The sequence below is a fragment of the Chryseobacterium sp. UF-290 genome (assembly GCF_058245615.1).
Map to the genome: position 1 here is coordinate 83,762 of NZ_JBSICB010000005.1, position 15,657 is coordinate 99,418.

Below are 15,657 nucleotides of genomic sequence, written 5' to 3' on the forward strand. Positions count from 1 at the left end.
ATGGCAGTTTCCAATCATTTAATTGAAAGAATTCAGCAGACGAAGCAAAACAATATTCATGGATTCTTTGATAAAATAAAAACCAAAAAATGGGTCAAAGATCTGTATGAAGTACTTTTCCTTCCCCAAAATGACAATACTGAAGATCAGTTAGAAAAAAATTTCGATGCCTTGCAGGAAACACTTTCTGACCTGATCAATACAGTAACGGGAGACAAAAAAAGTACGGAAATTCATGTGAGTCAATTCTTTGAAGTTTTACCTGATTTGTATGATCAATTGGTTCTGGACGCCCAATCAATTCTGGAATTTGATCCTGCAGCAGATTCTCTCGAAGAAATATATCTGGCATATCCCGGCTTTTTTGCCACCTATGCCTATCGTATTTCGCACCAGCTTTGGAGACAGGAAGTCAAAATATTGCCCCGGGTCATTTCAGAATATGCGCACAGCAAAACAGGAATTGACATTCATCCCGGAGCTGTGATTGGAGAATCATTCTTCATTGATCACGGAACCGGAATTGTGATCGGAGAAACAACAGTCATTGGGAACCACGTCAAAGTCTATCAGGGAGTAACTCTGGGGGCATTGAATGTTTCCAAAGAAAAAGCCAACCAGAAAAGACACCCCAATATTGAAGATGGTGTGATTATCTATTCGGGAGCTACCATTTTAGGAGGAAATACAACCATAGGCAGAGAAAGCATCATCGGAGGAAATGTATGGATCACCCAGGATGTGCCTGCCAATTCTCTGGTCTATCATAAAAGTGAGCTCAAAATAAAGGATAACAGCTCATTGCCGGAATCTTTAACCTTTGTGATCTAAAAATATAAAAACAGAAAAAATAAAAATTAAAGTGATATGAAATTTCAGAATGCATTAGAAACGATCGGGAATACGCCCGTCGTAAAAATTAACAATCTCTTCAGTACAGATCATGAAATCTGGATCAAATTAGAAAAAAGTAATCCGGGAGGAAGTATTAAAGACAGAATTGCATTAGCAATGATTGAAGATGCAGAAGCTAAAGGATTATTGAACAAAGACAGCATCATTATAGAGCCTACAAGTGGAAATACAGGGATCGGACTGGCTCTGGTTGCCGCTGTTAAAGGATACAAACTGATTTTGGTAATGCCGGAAAGCATGAGTATTGAGCGCCGGAAAATTATGGAAGCTTATGGAGCTGAGTTCGTACTGACCCCAAGAGAAAAAGGAATGAAAGGAGCTATTGAAAAGGCCGACGAATTAGCAGAAGAAACTCCCAATTCATGGATTCCAAAACAGTTTGACAATCCTGCCAACGTTAAAATACATACTGAAACCACAGCTCAGGAGATTTTAAAAGACTTTCCTGACGGTCTGGATTATATCATTACAGGAGTAGGAACCGGAGGTCATATCACCGGAATTGCACAAACAGTAAAAGAAAAATATCCCAACGTTAAAGTCATTGCTGTGGAACCGGAACTATCTCCCGTATTAAGCGGAGGAAGCCCTGCACCGCATCCATTGCAAGGATTGGGAGCCGGATTCGTCCCTTCTATACTGGATATTACTCTTTTGGATGGAGTGATTACCGTGGGTAAGGATGAAGCTTACGAATATGCTATCAATGCCGCGAAAAAAGAAGGCCTTTTTGTAGGAGTTTCCACAGGGGCAGCCCTGGCAGCGATCGCAAAGCACTTACCGGAAATACAACCTGGCGCTAAAATCCTTACCATCAACTATGATACCGGTGAAAGGTATCTGTCTGTAGAAGGACTCTTCTAAATCCTTAATTAATACCGACTTCAATGAAAACAATTATAAAATCACCAAAGGTTTACCTTATCGGTGCAGGCCCCGGCAACCCTGAACTGATCACCATAAAAGCCGTAAAAGCCATTGAAAAAGCAGACATTATTCTTTGTGACCGTCTGGTAAGTCCTGAGATCCTGGAAATGTACGTCAACAAAGCTACCGAAGTTATTTATGTAGGCAAAGAATGCAGTAAAAATGCCTCTACCCCTCAATCTCATATCAATACTCTGATGGTGGAATATGCCCGGGAGAATAAGACCATTGTAAGGCTTAAAGGAGGAGATGTTTCTATTTTCTCCAATATTCTGGATGAGCTGCTGGCTTTAAAACAACATCATATTCCTTATGAGATCATTCCGGGAATTACAGCAGCCCTGGGAGCGGCAGCTTATGCCGGAATGCCTTTGACGGCAAGAGGATATTCAACATCAGTACGGTTCCTTACCTATTACAAATCAGAGATCCTTACTGAAGAATATTGGAAAGAGCTTTCTGTAACCAGTGATACCCTTGTTTTCTATATGTCTAAAGGAAACCTTACCCACCTTGTAGAAAAATTCAGGCAGCTTGACGTTTCGGATGAGAAAAAAATTGCCATCGTTGAACAGGCTACAACTCCCTATCAGAAGGTATATACCTCTTCATTTGATGATTTCAGTCTGGCTTTTGGAGATAAAACTTTCGCCTCTCCATCTTTGGTGATCATAGGCAAAGTAGTGAATCTGCATGAAAAATTCTCCTGGCTGAACAAAGCGGAACAGGATGGTCTTTATTTTAAATCGGTAGAGAATGGAAGTTTAATCGCCAACACTCAAAATTTCTTTGAATATGCTGTCTGAAACAAAACTGAACGTATTAAAACAAATATCCGGAGAGCTTTCCAGGGATGAAGCGATCTGGGCAAGCGGATATCTGGCCGGCGTTGCCGGAGGGATCCTATTAACGGCCACGCTGCCACCTCAGCAAGCTGAAAATACGGCACAAAATGCTGTAAAGAAAATAACCCTGGCTTACGGTACGGAAACCGGGAACAGCAAAAAGCTGGCTACCGCATTGGCAGGAGTAATCAAGAAAAAAGGGATACAGGTAAAGCTGGCTGATCTATCCCAATATAAGCCTAAAGATCTTCCCAAAGAAGAATTCTTTTTTGTGATTATCAGTACCCAGGGAGAAGGAGAGCCACCAGCCCTTGCCAAAAAATTCTATGATTACATTCATGAGAATGAAATGAGCCTCAGTAAGCTGAAGTTCGGAGTTCTGGCCTTAGGAGACAGCAGCTATCCTCAGTTCTGCAAAACCGGAGAAGATGTAGACTGCCGTTTTGAAATATTGGGAGCCCGGCGTATCATTCCATTGAAAAAATGTGATATTGACTATGAACAGGAAGCATCCCATTGGATCGAGCTTGTATTTGAAACCGTAAACAAAACCTCTGAAACCAATAACAGTATAAAAAGTATTTCACCCCCAAAGGTTTCAACGGGCAGAAAAAAATTTAAAGGAAAAGTTTCCACTATTATCAATCTGAACGACATTACTTCTGAAAAAGAAACGTATCACATTGAGATAGAAACAGAAGAAGCTCTTGTTTATCAGCCCGGCGCAGCTTTGGGCATCATACCGGTCAATCCGAAATCAGCGGTTGATCAGATTATCGCACTCACAGGCATTGATCCTCAAAAACGGATAGAAACAGCAAAAGTGACGGACACCGTAAAAGAACTTTTACACAAGCATCTCAACATCAGTTATCTGCTTAAATCAGTGGTAGCGCAATACGCCAGGATCACGGGACATTCCATACCGGAAGTCCGTTTGGGCCTTCTTGACCTTCTCAGGATTTATCCTGTAAAAAATGCGGATGAATTTGAAGAGGTAGTTCGGGTATTGACAGCACAGGCACCCCGTCTGTATTCCATATCGTCTTCTCCTGAAGCGCATGGTGATACAGAAATCCATATTACGGTTGCCAAATCGGAATTCTTTATTGATCAGCAGAAACATAATGGCCTGTGCAGCGGCTTCCTGAGCGAATTCACTGAAGGAGAGGAAGTTGAATTCTACATTCAGGATGCAGGACATTTCAAATTGCCGGAACCTGATAAGGACATCATCATGATTGGTCCGGGAACGGGTATAGCTCCTTTCAGATCATTCCTTTGGGAACGTGATGCGTTAGGTGCGGAAGGGCGAAACTGGCTCTTTTTCGGAGACCGGAACTTCGTTTCAGACTTTCTTTACCAGGCTGAGCTTCAGGATTTCCTTAAGACCGGCAGTCTGACCCATTTAGATCTGGCTTTTTCCAGAGATACAGCCGGGAAAATATATGTTCAGCACAAGCTGGAGCAAAAGGCCCAGGAAGTTTTTTACTGGCTTGAGGGAGGCGCATCTGTTTATGTTTGTGGGGCCAAAGAGCCTATGAGCAGGGATGTAGAGCAGACACTCCTTTCGATTATTCAAAATGAAGGAAAGTGTACTGAAGAAGAAGCCCTTCATTATCTGGAAGAAATGGAGCTTAGCGGCAGATATGCTAAAGATGTGTATTAAAAGGAGGTAAACTATTCTATTTGTAACAATTAAAAAGAAAACAAATTTATGAGCAATAAAGATAACCTTTCACCGGTAGAAAGGATCAAAACCAGCAGTAACGGGCTCAGGGGAACTTTAAAGGAAAGCCTTTCAGATGATTTTACAGGAGCGATCAGGGAAGATGACCAGACCCTCATCAAGTTTCACGGAATGTACCAGCAGGATGACAGGGACAGAAGGGAAGAGCGGGTTGCCAAAAAACTGGAATGGCTGTATTCCTATATGATCAGACTGAGGCTTCCCGGAGGTTTTTTGACACCTGAACAATGGATAGGCCTGAATGAAACCGCCGAGGATCATTCTACAGGAACCATAAAGATCACCACAAGGCAGACCATTCAGCTTCATGGTATTTTAAAATCACATTTAAGACCAACCATTCAGAGCTTCAATCTTCAGCACCTTGATTCCATTGCAGCTTGTGGTGATGTCAACAGAAATGTAACGTGTACAGCCAATCCTTCAGAGTCTCCATTGCATCAGCAGGCGTATGAACTGGCAGCAAGGATCAGCGAAATGTGTCTTCCCAAAACCCAGTCTTATTATGATATCTGGATCGATGATGAGCTGATCGTTAACCGGAAGGCTGAAGAAGATCCTCTATACCAGGACAGATATCTTCCAAGAAAATTAAAAATCGGAATTGCAGTTCCTCCCAACAACGATGTAGATGTATTTATCAATGATATTGCACTGATCGCTATTGTTGAGAACAACGAAATCGTCGGCTATAATATCGCGGCAGGAGGAGGATTGGGAGCCACCCACGGAAATGAAGCCACCTATGCCCGTCTTGCTTCTGTACTTGGATTTGCAGATACCGAAGAAAAAGTATTGAAAGCGGTATATGAGATCATCACGGTACAAAGAGATTTCGGGAACAGAAGCGACAGAAAACTATCAAGATTAAAGTACACGATCGATAAGCTGGGAATAGATCAGTACAGAGCTGAAGTGGAAAAAAGAACAGGCTTCAGCTTTGAGCCTGCCAGAGAATTTAAGTTTGAACAGAGAAAAGACCGTTATGGCTGGATACAGAACCATCAAGGGGAATGGTTTTATACCTTGTTTGTAGAACACGGAAGAGTTCTGAATACCAAAGAGTATCCTTTGAAAGCCGGATTATTAAAGATCGCCCAAACCGGTAAGGCCAATTTCCGTTTTACCTGTAATCAGAATCTTATTCTGGCGGATATCAATGAAGAAGATAAAGCCGAAATTGAAACCCTTTTAAAAGAATTTGGAATTTCTGATTATACGGAAGGAGCAAGTTCTCTGCGTAAAAATTCTGTTGCCTGCGTTGCTTTGAACACCTGCTCACTGGCTTTGGCTGAAGCACAGCGTTATCTGCCTTCTCTGGTAACCAAAATAGAGCCTATTCTTGAAAAGTATGGTCTTTTGCAGGAAGACATCACGATCCGCATGACCGGCTGTCCTAATGGCTGCGGAAGATCCCCGAATGCAGAAATCGGGTTTGTGGGTACAGCCTATGGTAAATACAACCTGCATATCGGCGGTGACAGATTGGGGATGAGACTGAATACAAAATTTAAAGAGAACATCGGTGAAGAAGAGATTCTTACCACATTGGATGAACTTTTCGGGATCTATGTACAGCAAAGGCTTACAGAAGAAACATTTGGTGATTTTTCGTACCGTTACTTACAAACCTTAAATTGAATATATGGCTAATTTTCATGATGATCTGAAAAAAATTAAAAATGCTCAACCTCTTCTTTCAGGTAAACGAATGTGCATGTGTTGTTGATTCTCAGATAACAGTACCATCCAAGCTGTTTAAACTTCTATGAAATAAACACAAAATCCACAAAAAGCTTTTTTAACACTTAAATATTTTAAGTGATAATCTGTGTAGATAGAGCGCACTTAAGCTTCATGAATATCTTCGGTTTTCATCTTATGTGAGCTTTTATAACACTATTCTCAACTTACTTAAATGAATTAAAGTGTTCAAGGTGAAACCATTTGTGTCTTGTGTAGTTGAAAAAAGTTCAGACAGCTTCATTCTTAACCTAAAAAATGAAGAAAAATGAAAAACAAAAAACAGGGAAATTTTCTACCCAAAGCCGGAATTATCGCATTTACATTTCTATTTTTTAATCTGGCAGAAGCACAGCAGCAGCTTATAGAATTAAGCGGGACCATCAAAAATACAGGAACACACAAAGGTCTTGACTCCGTAAAAGTGCAGATCGAAAACACAGAAGATTCCGCGTTCACAGATCAGCTCGGAAACTTTAAAATAAGAACAAGAGTTACCATCCCTTTCCGTCTTGTGATCAATAAAGAGGGTTTTACCCGCCAGACCGTTGAAGTGCTTTCACCTTCCAATAAGATAACCGTCGGAATGAATCCTCAGAATACCATTATTGATGCTGTAGTTATTTCAGCCTCCAGGGTTCCGGAGAAAATATTACGGTCTCCGATAGCGATTGAAAAGATAGATATCAGAACGATCAGGGAAAGTCCGGCAGCTTCTTTTTATGAAACCCTGGAAAACGTAAAAGGACTGCAGCTTCTGACTTCCAGCCTTACTTTAAAGATCCCGAATTCCAGAGGGTTCAACTCACCCAACAACTTCCGGTTTATGCAATTGGTGGACGGGGTTGATGTACAGTCCGCAACGTTAGGTGTACCGCTGGGAAATGCCATAGGCCCTACAGAATTGGATATACAGTCTATGGAGGTCACTCCGGGTGCTGCTTCCGCATTGTATGGAATGAATGCGATCAACGGACTGGCAAGCCTTCAGACCAAAGATCCGTTTACTTCTGAAGGAATAAGTGTTTATTTTCGGGGAGGAGTCAATCATGTAGACAATGTCAATCATAAAATAAGTACCTTGGGTGAGAGCGCCCTTAGGTTTGCGAAAGTGATCAATAAAAATTGGGCCGTAAAGCTTAATGCCTCTTATTTCAGCGGAACTGACTGGATCTCTAACAATCTGTCAGACCAAAATCCGGGCTCTTTAGTCACTGCTAATCCTAATTTTTCATTGACCAACAATCCTGCTGAAGATCTTTGGAATAAATACGGTGATGAAAGAAACAACAGGGTTGCTGTAAAAGTAGACTATAACGGAAAGCCCACGACATTCAATGTTTCCAGAACAGGTTATCTGGAAAAAGATCTTGTAAGCCCTGATGTCAAAAATATCAAGTTTGATGCAGGACTGTATTACCGTTTTGGTGATCAGTGGAAAGCATCGTACGTATACCGCTACGGATTGCTGGACGGAACTTTCCAGAGAGGAAACAAAATCCGTTTGCAGAATGCTACCGTCCAGAATCACAAAGTAGAGCTTACAGGTAAAGAGCTTACTTTCCGGGCTTATGCATCCATAGAAAATACAGGAGATTCCTATAATCTTAAACCTTTGGCAGACAATCTGGATCTCACCAATCTTTCAAACAACAACTGGAAAAATATATTCCAGACAGCTTTGCAGAACAACATCAATGCGGGCGTAAATCTTAATGATGCTTTTATTCTCGCCCGTAAGGAAGCAGACAAAAACAGAGTCGTTCCGGGAACTGCGGCCTTTGAGCAATTAAAGAATACCATCATCGGAATCAACAACTGGGATTCAGCCAATGTGGGCATTGCAGGTGCTCCGGCAACCGGAGGCGCTAAACTTGAGCAGAAATCCCGATTCTACCAGGGAGAATTAACGTATGATCTCAGCAGATTTGTGAAAATTTTCAATCTTCTTGCCGGTATCGATTACCGTTTATACAGTATAACACCGGACGGGAACAATTTTGTAGATTTTAACAGACCGGTAAATGAAAGAAATATTCCTTTAGCCAATGGTACATTTGGTAAAGATGTAATCTATCAGAAATACGGCGCTTTTGCCCAGATTACCAAGGTTTTCTTTGATGATAAATTAAAACTGAATGCTGCCTTACGTATCGACAGAAATCCGGAATTTGAAGCCAAGCTGAATCCAAGGATAAGCGTTGTATATTCACCTGTTAACCAGCACAATTTCAGAGCTTCCTTTCAAAACGGATATCGTTTCCCATCCCTGTTTGAAGCGCTTTCTTTTGTGAATAACGGGAATGTGAGAAGAGTGGGAGGTCTTTCAAAAGTGAATGAAGGACTGGGTTACCTGGAGAATTCTTATACACTTGCTTCTATTGACAGATTTACTTCTGCAGTAAATGCTGATGTAGACGGCGGTAAAAGCCAGAGTCAGGCAGCTCAGGACAATCAACAGCTTTTAGCGGTAGCCAATCTGCAAAAATTACAGCCTGAAAAGATCAATTCATTTGAAGTAGGGTACAAATCTGTTTTCTTTAACAATAAGCTGGTTCTGGACTGGGATTTTTACTACAACATCTATGAAGGGTTCCTCGGGCAGGTAGAAGTGGCTGTCCCAAAAAACAGCCAGGTAGGAAGCAATGCTGCTGTTCTTGCAATGCTTGACAGGAGCCAGCAGGACCGGTACAGAGTATATACCAACAGCAACAGCACTTACAAGAGTTATGGAACTTCTTTAGGCATCCGTTACAATATAACAGGAAATTATAACATCAATACGAATGTTTCTTATAACGACCTTGCTTCCAACACTACTTCAGATCTGTTTATTACCGCTTTCAACACTCCGAAATGGATGGTTAATATAAGTGTGGGAAACAGAGAGATTTTCAGGAATATCGGATTGACACTTGTAGCGAGATGGCAGAATAGTTTCATGTGGGAAAGCCCGTTAGCATCGGGGACAATTCCTGCCTATTACACCATTGATGCCCAGGCGACCTGGAAGCTACCGGAAATCCATGCGAATGTAAAGATTGGGGCGACCAATCTGCTTAACCGCCATTATTTTCAATATGCGGCAGGTCCTGAGATCGGAGGTTTATATTATCTGGCCTTTACATATGACCTAAAATTATGATCAAGATGAGTAATTCTTTGTATCCTGTATTTTTAAAGCTTGAAAACCTCTCGCTGCTTATCATCGGCGGCGGTACAGTTGCTCTTGAAAAGCTGGAATCCGTACTCGGTAATTCACCTGAAACGGTCATAAAGCTGGTAGCCAGGGAAATTATTCCTGAAGTCAGAATGTTACAAAACCAATATCCGAATTTACTGTTATCCGAAAGAGCTTACATAAGCCAGGATTTTAATGGTGCGGACCTTGCGATCATCGCTGTCAATGATATTGCATTAGCCGGACAGATCAGGGAAGAAGCTCGGAAAAAAAATGTATTGGTGAATATCGCGGACAAGCCCGGTTTATGTGATTTTTATCTGGGCTCCATAGTGAAAAAAGGAAGTCTTAAAATAGCGATCTCCACCAATGGAAAGTCTCCCACCATAGCCAAGAGATTACGGGAAACCTTTACAGAGATCATTCCTGATGAAATGGATCATGTGCTGGATAATATGCACAACATCCGCAATCAGCTGAAAGGAGATTTTAATTATAAGGTAAAGGAACTCAATAAGATCACCACCCAATACCTGGCTGAAGGAAAAAGCTCTTCAGAAAAGTCTGACATGGAGATCGAAAAGCTGATCAGCATTACCAAAACAGCCCAAAGAAGAGCCAATATTTATCTGGCCATTATAGGGCTTATGCTTTTTTTCGGAATATTTGGTCTTGTTGTCTATCAGTTTGATCTTTCCGGAGATATTCAGGATTTTCTCAGTAAAGACGGACATATTTTCTATTGGATGCTGTTTGCCGGCTTTATGGCAGAAATTGTAGCCGGGTCAATGGGAATGGGGTATGGCGTAATATGCACAACCATACTGTTATTGCTGAATGTTCCGCCACCTGTTGTCAGCGCAAGCATTCATTCTGCAGAATCTTTCACAACGGCAGCAGGAGGGTTCAGCCATTATAAGCTGGGAAATGTCAATAAAAAAATGGTTTGGGTACTGTTTCCTCTGGCTATAGTGGGTTCGATTATCGGGGCATTAACTTTGTCCCATTATGGCGAACGTTATGCTCATATTGTAAAGCCCATCATTGCCTGCTATACTTTATATCTTGGGTTAAATATCCTTAAAAATGCATTTAAAGATAAAAAAACAAACCGGGGTAAACCCAAACGGAGAACCAATCTCAGGGTATTGGGGCTTGTGGGAGGTTTTATAGATTCTTTTGCAGGGGGAGGATGGGGTCCATTAGTAACCGGAACATTGATCAAAGAAGGAAGAATTCCCCGTTATGTCGTAGGCAGTTCGACCGTTGCCAAGTTCCTGCTGACAATCACAAGTGCCATCACCTTTATCTTTACGATAGGAATCCACCATTGGAATATTGTACTGGGACTTCTGCTGGGCGGCGTTTTTACAGCCCCGTTTTCGGCTATGCTCACATCGAAACTTCCTACCAAGAAAATGTTTGTTGTCGTTGGGATCGTAGTGATTTTAATGAGCATGGTTACTATTGTGAAATCTCTTCTTTTATAAGGAAACTGTTTAAACTTTTTATCTCCTAAGAATGGAGATGTTTTTCAATCACAGATGTTTTTCAATCACAAAAGACGCTAAAATATTTATTCTAAACACTTTAGCCCACTTAAGTTAGTTTAAAATGATATTGTATAAAAAATCCACATAAGAAGAAAATCAAAGATTCTCAAAAACTTAAGTGTACTTATTATGCACAAAGCTTGTTACCTAAAGCAACTTAAGTGTTTAACCTTTTATGAGTCTTTTGCGGTTTTCATTAGAAAAATTTCAACAGCTTTAATGTAAAGAAAGCAGAGAAAACAAGTTTACCTTTGCAATTTTTATTTATTGGTGCAATTTTTTCATGAATATCCAAAATTGAATCCTATGAAAACAAGCGCGGGTATTTTGCTTTTTAAAAAAGAAAGAGAAGATCTGTATTACTTCCTGGTTCATCCTGGTGGACCGTTCTGGAAAAATAAAGACATCGGAGCATGGTCTATTCCCAAAGGAGAGATACTTCCTGATGAAAATCCATTGGAGCGTGCACTGATCGAATTTGAAGAGGAAACCGGAAAAGCTTTGATGGCAGAAAAATTTATCGAATTGTTACCTGTGAGACAAAAAGGAGGCAAGACCGTTCACGCCTGGGCGCTGGAAGGAGATATCGAAACATCAGATCTTTACAGTAATACCTTATCAGTAGAATGGCCTCCCAAATCAGGTAGAATAATCGAAATACCTGAAGTAGACCAATGGGAGTGGTTCATTTCAGAAGAGGCAAAGAAGCGGATTAATCCTGCACAAGCTTCGCTGATCATAGAATTAGGAGCAAGATTAAAAAGCCAAACAGACCCTTAAATATATTTAATTTTAATAAAATTATAATTTTTCGAGAATGCACCAGATAAGTTTACTTAATTTAAAAACCCTTTACCAGAGCAGATAAAGAGTTTTATTTTGTAATTTTTATGAAGTCAGGATTTTATTTTTATCCCGATTCTGTTTAAAGCACTTGAAGTCAGGTAAATGTCATCAAAAACAATAAGTGATTCAACATCCGTAAATCCTGAAGGCAACAGATCATTCTTGTTAAAAGACAATTCTATAGAGGGATCATATGAAGCCACGATCCTTACTTTTGAATATCCGTTATAATCAACCCTAAAGCCTTCAAACATACAATTCTGCTCAGCCTTCAGATAATCATTATATTCTCCGGAGCCGGCAGCATGTGCTTTTTTTCCTTCATTATGCTCAGGCAATTTCCATGAAGCATAATTTTTAGGTTCTTTCAATACATTGCCATCTTCATCTACAGGAACAAACATTCCCAGTGTAAGGGATTGTTTCAGAAAATTCGCATAGTTCTTCATCAAACTTAATATTTGAAGATCGGCATATCCTTCGTTTGAATAATATTCAATAACGAAGGCAGTCATCGGAATCAGCTTGTGAGAAGCATCAGTGGGCATAATTAGTCTTTATCTTAATTAGGGCGATAAAAATAATATTTTTATTTTCTCCACCCAACGGATCATTGTGAATTAGATGGAATTTATACCCATTCTGAATAAGCAGAAAATCTGTTCATTTTTTGGTATTTTTTGACGAAAATAATGGTAGCTAGCAGAGGTCTGCAGGATATTGATGTTTCGGCTATCGACAGCCTGGTAAAAAAATGGAATCTGTGCTACGAACGCATTGAGGCCGGATGTATCATCACAGACAGTATAGAAGATCTGAAAAAACAATATGAAGCCTCTAACAAGATCTATTTCAAAAGCCTTGAAAAAAACTTGGGAAAGAACTGGAAACAGCAATTTGATAAGGAACTTCAGACATCAGACAGTATCAATTGGATCAGAATCAGGTATGAAACAGATTCTTTAAATCAGCATTAACCGCTCTTTTGCTTTCTGACCGAATACACCATGAGATTGCAGCTCCTGACTCATTTAATATAAAAGATGTATCTTTACGTACACCAAAAAATTATTAATATGTCATTCATAACACCAGAAGGAGCCAGAAAAGCCCAGTTAGGTTTAGCGGAAAGGAAACCCGTTGCCAATGCACTACTTGCAGGTGCGGAAAATATTTCAAAGTACAATAGCGGCGTATGTCATGATGTAGTAGCCTATACCTTATATATGTATGGGGCACGCATTAGTCCGGATGAGCTGGTACAGTCTGCAGGACAAGGATGGTTAACCAAATTTAATTATCCTTCAGGAGAAAAATGGGACGGATATTCTATCATCCCTAAAGGAAAAGCAATTGGATTCTATAGGCTTATAGATAAAACTTTTTTCCATTCAGCCATTACTACCGGACATATGAATGAAATCCGGTCAGTAAACGGTTTTTCCCTGGGATCTGCCTGGTCAGTTCCTGTGGACCTGAAATGGGTTTTAGGAAAAAAGAATTCCGATGGAACTTTTAACTATGACGGAACCAAAATAGAAGTCTATATATCTCCTTTATAGCAGATATTTCAGCCATAAAAAACCTCCTTAAAAATGCTTTTAAGGAGGTTTTTTATTCCTCAGAAACTATTAAAGGATAGATTACATCATAGAGCTGCTCTACAGACTGTTCAGAACCTTTTGTTTTCGTAAATTCTGTTTTGGCACTCATAAAAAGCTTAGTTATATTCTCCAAATTAATATATTTTAAATGAATTACAGCCCCCTTTTCTAAATTATAAGGATCACCATTGTATAAAACCTATGAATCAGAACATTTTGGACAGATTCCACTGATGACAAAATTATACTCCTGAGCCACAAAATGTTCAGGCAGGCTGACTTCAGGAATTGCATTTTCTATACAGGTAACTGAATGACATACTTTACAATTAAAATGAACATGATTATGAAAATGCTCCTCATGTGTGCATTTTCCGCCGCATCTTGCAAAATTCACGACACCATCCACATTGACTATTTTATGAATGGCTCCTTCATTTTCAAGTCTTTCCAATACTCTGTAAATAGTAACCCTATTGCATAGATCTCCTAATTTTTTCTGAATATCAGAGTGGGTAAGGGCTACATCAGACTTATTAATGAGATTTAAAATTTCAGTTTTTGCGTGAGTATTTCTGATCTGTTTCATATTTTAATGCAACAAAGTTGCGTTATTTAGATTTTTATATTTACTTTTGCAATAAAGTTACAATAAAAATTAAATCCCATCGCTTTATGAAATCAAAAATCCTCGATGCTGTAGGAATTTCTGCTGCTGTTTTATGCCTGGTTCATTGTATTGTTTTCCCGTTACTGATGATCATTCCTTTAGGCATTTCACATAACCCTTATATCGACATGGCATTTTTAGCCATCGGTGCTGTTGTTGTTTTCAGAGTCACTCAAAAAATAACGAGTCGCTGGCTGAAACTTTTGTTTTGGACCTCTCTTATCCTGATCTTCATTTCCGTACTGACCGACCTCATATTTGAAGTTCATATTCCTTTAATATATGCTGGAGCAGCAGGTTTAATTACAGGACACCTTATCAACTTTAAAAATCATAAACATTAACGATATGACCAAAAAACTTCCTGTAACGGTACTGAGCGGATTTCTGGGAGCCGGAAAAACAACTTTGCTGAACCATATCCTGCATAATAAACAAGGGCTGAAAGTAGCCGTCATTGTGAATGATATGAGTGAAGTGAATATTGATGCGCGTCTCGTTGAAAACCAAAATACGCTTTCAAGGACAGAAGAAAAGCTGGTGGAAATGAGCAACGGATGCATCTGCTGTACACTCAGGGAAGATCTGATGATAGAGGTGGAACGATTGGCCCGGGAAAACCGTTTTGATTATCTGCTCATTGAAAGTACCGGAATCAGCGAACCTGTTCCGGTCGCTCAAACATTTACCTACATTGATGAAGAAAGCGGAATTGATATTTCCCGCTTCAGCTATATAGATACTATGGTCACTGTAGTTGATGGCTTCAATTTTATAAAAGATTTTGGCTCCAATGAGTTTTTGACAGACCGTAATCTTACCGATATGGAAGGAGATCACAGAACCATTGTGAATCTTCTTACCGACCAGATCGAGTTTGCCAATGTCATTATTCTCAACAAAACCGATCTGATAGATGCTGAAACAGCAGGATTTTTAAAGGCTGCTATAAAAAAGCTGAATCCCGAGGCCACTATTCTTCATTCGGAATTCGGTAAGGTTGATCCTAAACAGATTTTAAATACAAAACTTTTTGACTTTGATAAAGCTCAGTCTTCTGCAGGCTGGCAAAAAGAATTACAGGCCGGATATCATACTCCTGAAACGGAAGAATACGGTATAAGTTCGTTGATATTCAGAGATAAGAGACCTTTTCATCCCATGAGGCTGTGGAAATATCTTAATCATCAGTACCCTGAGGGTGCTATCAGGGCAAAAGGCTTATTCTGGCTGGCTTCCAGGCCGGACGATGCTTTGAATTTTTCTCAGGCAGGAGGTTCTTTCCGCCTGGAAAAGGCAGGAGTATGGTGGTGCAGCATGCCAATGAATTACAGAATGCAATATGCTTCATTTGCGGAGCATCAGGAGTTTATAGAGAGCAGATGGGACAAAAACTGGGGCGACAGAATCAACGAGCTTGTTTTTATAGGACAGAATCTGAACAAAGATCAGATATTGTCTGATCTTCAGAATTGTCTTATCAATGGATCAGAAAAAGAATTGTTTGAGCAAAAACAAAATTTTGAAGATCCTTTTCCAAGAAACATTTAAAATTAACTATTTATTAATGCAACAAAGTTACCATATGAAACTAAATATGATAACTTGCAGTATTATTTTTAC

General features: G+C 39.9%; 14 protein-coding genes. 12 read left to right on the forward strand and 2 right to left on the reverse strand.

Annotation, left to right across the window (positions count from 1 at the left end; translation table 11 throughout):
• The 8 genes from epsC (at position 1) to AC4IF5_RS07505 (ending at position 11,694) form a co-directional block, all read left to right on the forward strand.
• A complete protein-coding gene (epsC, locus tag AC4IF5_RS07470; RefSeq protein WP_490733153.1) occupies positions 1–831 on the forward strand; it encodes a serine O-acetyltransferase EpsC in 831 nt (276 codons plus the stop codon).
• A gap of 36 nt (positions 832–867) precedes the next feature.
• A complete protein-coding gene (gene cysK / locus AC4IF5_RS07475) occupies positions 868–1,779 on the forward strand; it encodes a cysteine synthase A (protein ID WP_490733155.1) in 912 nt (303 codons plus the stop codon).
• A gap of 23 nt (positions 1,780–1,802) precedes the next feature.
• Complete coding sequence (gene cobA, locus AC4IF5_RS07480) at positions 1,803–2,648, forward strand: uroporphyrinogen-III C-methyltransferase (protein ID WP_490733157.1); 846 nt, start codon at positions 1,803–1,805, stop codon at positions 2,646–2,648.
• The gene (locus tag AC4IF5_RS07485) at positions 2,638–4,356 is read left to right on the forward strand and encodes a diflavin oxidoreductase (RefSeq protein ID WP_490733159.1); all 1,719 of its coding nucleotides are present in this window, start codon (positions 2,638–2,640) and stop codon (positions 4,354–4,356) included. The genes cobA and AC4IF5_RS07485 overlap by 11 nt, the downstream gene beginning before the upstream one ends.
• A 48-nt stretch (positions 4,357–4,404) precedes the next feature.
• Positions 4,405–6,078, forward strand: coding sequence for an NADPH-dependent assimilatory sulfite reductase hemoprotein subunit (locus tag AC4IF5_RS07490; protein WP_490733161.1), 1,674 nt, complete (start codon positions 4,405–4,407; stop codon positions 6,076–6,078).
• A gap of 370 nt (positions 6,079–6,448) precedes the next feature.
• Positions 6,449–9,325: a TonB-dependent receptor gene (locus AC4IF5_RS07495; RefSeq protein ID WP_490733163.1), complete on the forward strand. Its 2,877-nt coding sequence runs from the start codon at positions 6,449–6,451 to the stop codon at positions 9,323–9,325.
• Positions 9,326–9,330: 5 nt separating this feature from the next.
• The gene (locus AC4IF5_RS07500) at positions 9,331–10,851 is read left to right on the forward strand and encodes a TSUP family transporter (protein WP_490733165.1); all 1,521 of its coding nucleotides are present in this window, start codon (positions 9,331–9,333) and stop codon (positions 10,849–10,851) included.
• Positions 10,852–11,220: 369 nt separating this feature from the next.
• Positions 11,221–11,694 carry an NUDIX hydrolase gene (locus AC4IF5_RS07505; RefSeq protein ID WP_490733166.1) on the forward strand — a complete coding sequence of 158 codons (474 nt, stop codon included), beginning with the start codon at positions 11,221–11,223 and terminating at the stop codon, positions 11,692–11,694.
• A gap of 116 nt (positions 11,695–11,810) precedes the next feature.
• On the opposite strand, the gene AC4IF5_RS07510 is transcribed toward AC4IF5_RS07505, so the two are convergent.
• Positions 11,811–12,308 carry a hypothetical protein gene (locus tag AC4IF5_RS07510; protein WP_490733168.1) on the reverse strand — a complete coding sequence of 166 codons (498 nt, stop codon included), beginning with the start codon at positions 12,306–12,308 and terminating at the stop codon, positions 11,811–11,813.
• 144 nt (positions 12,309–12,452) lie between these two features.
• Between AC4IF5_RS07510 and AC4IF5_RS07515 the strand changes: the two genes are divergently transcribed.
• The gene (locus AC4IF5_RS07515; RefSeq protein ID WP_490733170.1) at positions 12,453–12,737 is read left to right on the forward strand and encodes an FEKKY domain-containing protein; all 285 of its coding nucleotides are present in this window, start codon (positions 12,453–12,455) and stop codon (positions 12,735–12,737) included.
• A gap of 99 nt (positions 12,738–12,836) precedes the next feature.
• A complete protein-coding gene (locus tag AC4IF5_RS07520) occupies positions 12,837–13,322 on the forward strand; it encodes a hypothetical protein (RefSeq protein ID WP_490733172.1) in 486 nt (161 codons plus the stop codon).
• A 241-nt stretch (positions 13,323–13,563) separates the two neighbouring features.
• On the opposite strand, the gene AC4IF5_RS07525 is transcribed toward AC4IF5_RS07520, so the two are convergent.
• Positions 13,564–13,953 (reverse strand): Fur family transcriptional regulator, encoded by a 390-nt coding sequence (locus AC4IF5_RS07525; RefSeq protein ID WP_490733174.1) that lies wholly within the window; start codon positions 13,951–13,953, stop codon positions 13,564–13,566.
• Between the two features lie 86 nt (positions 13,954–14,039).
• Here AC4IF5_RS07525 and AC4IF5_RS07530 point away from each other — a divergent pair, with 86 nt between their 5' ends.
• Both AC4IF5_RS07530 and AC4IF5_RS07535 read left to right on the forward strand, forming a co-directional pair.
• Complete coding sequence (locus tag AC4IF5_RS07530; RefSeq protein ID WP_490733176.1) at positions 14,040–14,378, forward strand: MerC domain-containing protein; 339 nt, start codon at positions 14,040–14,042, stop codon at positions 14,376–14,378.
• A gap of 4 nt (positions 14,379–14,382) precedes the next feature.
• On the forward strand, positions 14,383–15,585 hold the full coding sequence (locus tag AC4IF5_RS07535) for a GTP-binding protein (protein ID WP_490733178.1): 1,203 nt from the start codon (positions 14,383–14,385) through the stop codon (positions 15,583–15,585).
• The last annotated feature ends 72 nt before the right edge of the window (positions 15,586–15,657 follow it).

Bases quoted from the DNA above. Each gene is read 5' to 3' on its own strand.
- cobA (WP_490733157.1), top strand. From the start codon at position 1,803: ATGAAAACAATTATAAAATCACCAAAGGTTTACCTTATCGGTGCAGGC.
- AC4IF5_RS07515 (WP_490733170.1), top strand. From the start codon at position 12,453: ATGGTAGCTAGCAGAGGTCTGCAGGATATTGATGTTTCGGCTATCGAC.
- AC4IF5_RS07495 (WP_490733163.1), top strand. From the start codon at position 6,449: ATGAAAAACAAAAAACAGGGAAATTTTCTACCCAAAGCCGGAATTATC.
- AC4IF5_RS07500 (WP_490733165.1), top strand. From the start codon at position 9,331: ATGAGTAATTCTTTGTATCCTGTATTTTTAAAGCTTGAAAACCTCTCG.
- AC4IF5_RS07525 (WP_490733174.1), bottom strand. From the start codon at position 13,953: ATGAAACAGATCAGAAATACTCACGCAAAAACTGAAATTTTAAATCTC.
- AC4IF5_RS07505 (WP_490733166.1), top strand. From the start codon at position 11,221: ATGAAAACAAGCGCGGGTATTTTGCTTTTTAAAAAAGAAAGAGAAGAT.
- AC4IF5_RS07535 (WP_490733178.1), top strand. From the start codon at position 14,383: ATGACCAAAAAACTTCCTGTAACGGTACTGAGCGGATTTCTGGGAGCC.
- epsC (WP_490733153.1), top strand. From the start codon at position 1: ATGGCAGTTTCCAATCATTTAATTGAAAGAATTCAGCAGACGAAGCAA.
- AC4IF5_RS07490 (WP_490733161.1), top strand. From the start codon at position 4,405: ATGAGCAATAAAGATAACCTTTCACCGGTAGAAAGGATCAAAACCAGC.
- AC4IF5_RS07485 (WP_490733159.1), top strand. From the start codon at position 2,638: ATGCTGTCTGAAACAAAACTGAACGTATTAAAACAAATATCCGGAGAG.
- AC4IF5_RS07520 (WP_490733172.1), top strand. From the start codon at position 12,837: ATGTCATTCATAACACCAGAAGGAGCCAGAAAAGCCCAGTTAGGTTTA.
- AC4IF5_RS07530 (WP_490733176.1), top strand. From the start codon at position 14,040: ATGAAATCAAAAATCCTCGATGCTGTAGGAATTTCTGCTGCTGTTTTA.
- AC4IF5_RS07510 (WP_490733168.1), bottom strand. From the start codon at position 12,308: ATGCCCACTGATGCTTCTCACAAGCTGATTCCGATGACTGCCTTCGTT.
- cysK (WP_490733155.1), top strand. From the start codon at position 868: ATGAAATTTCAGAATGCATTAGAAACGATCGGGAATACGCCCGTCGTA.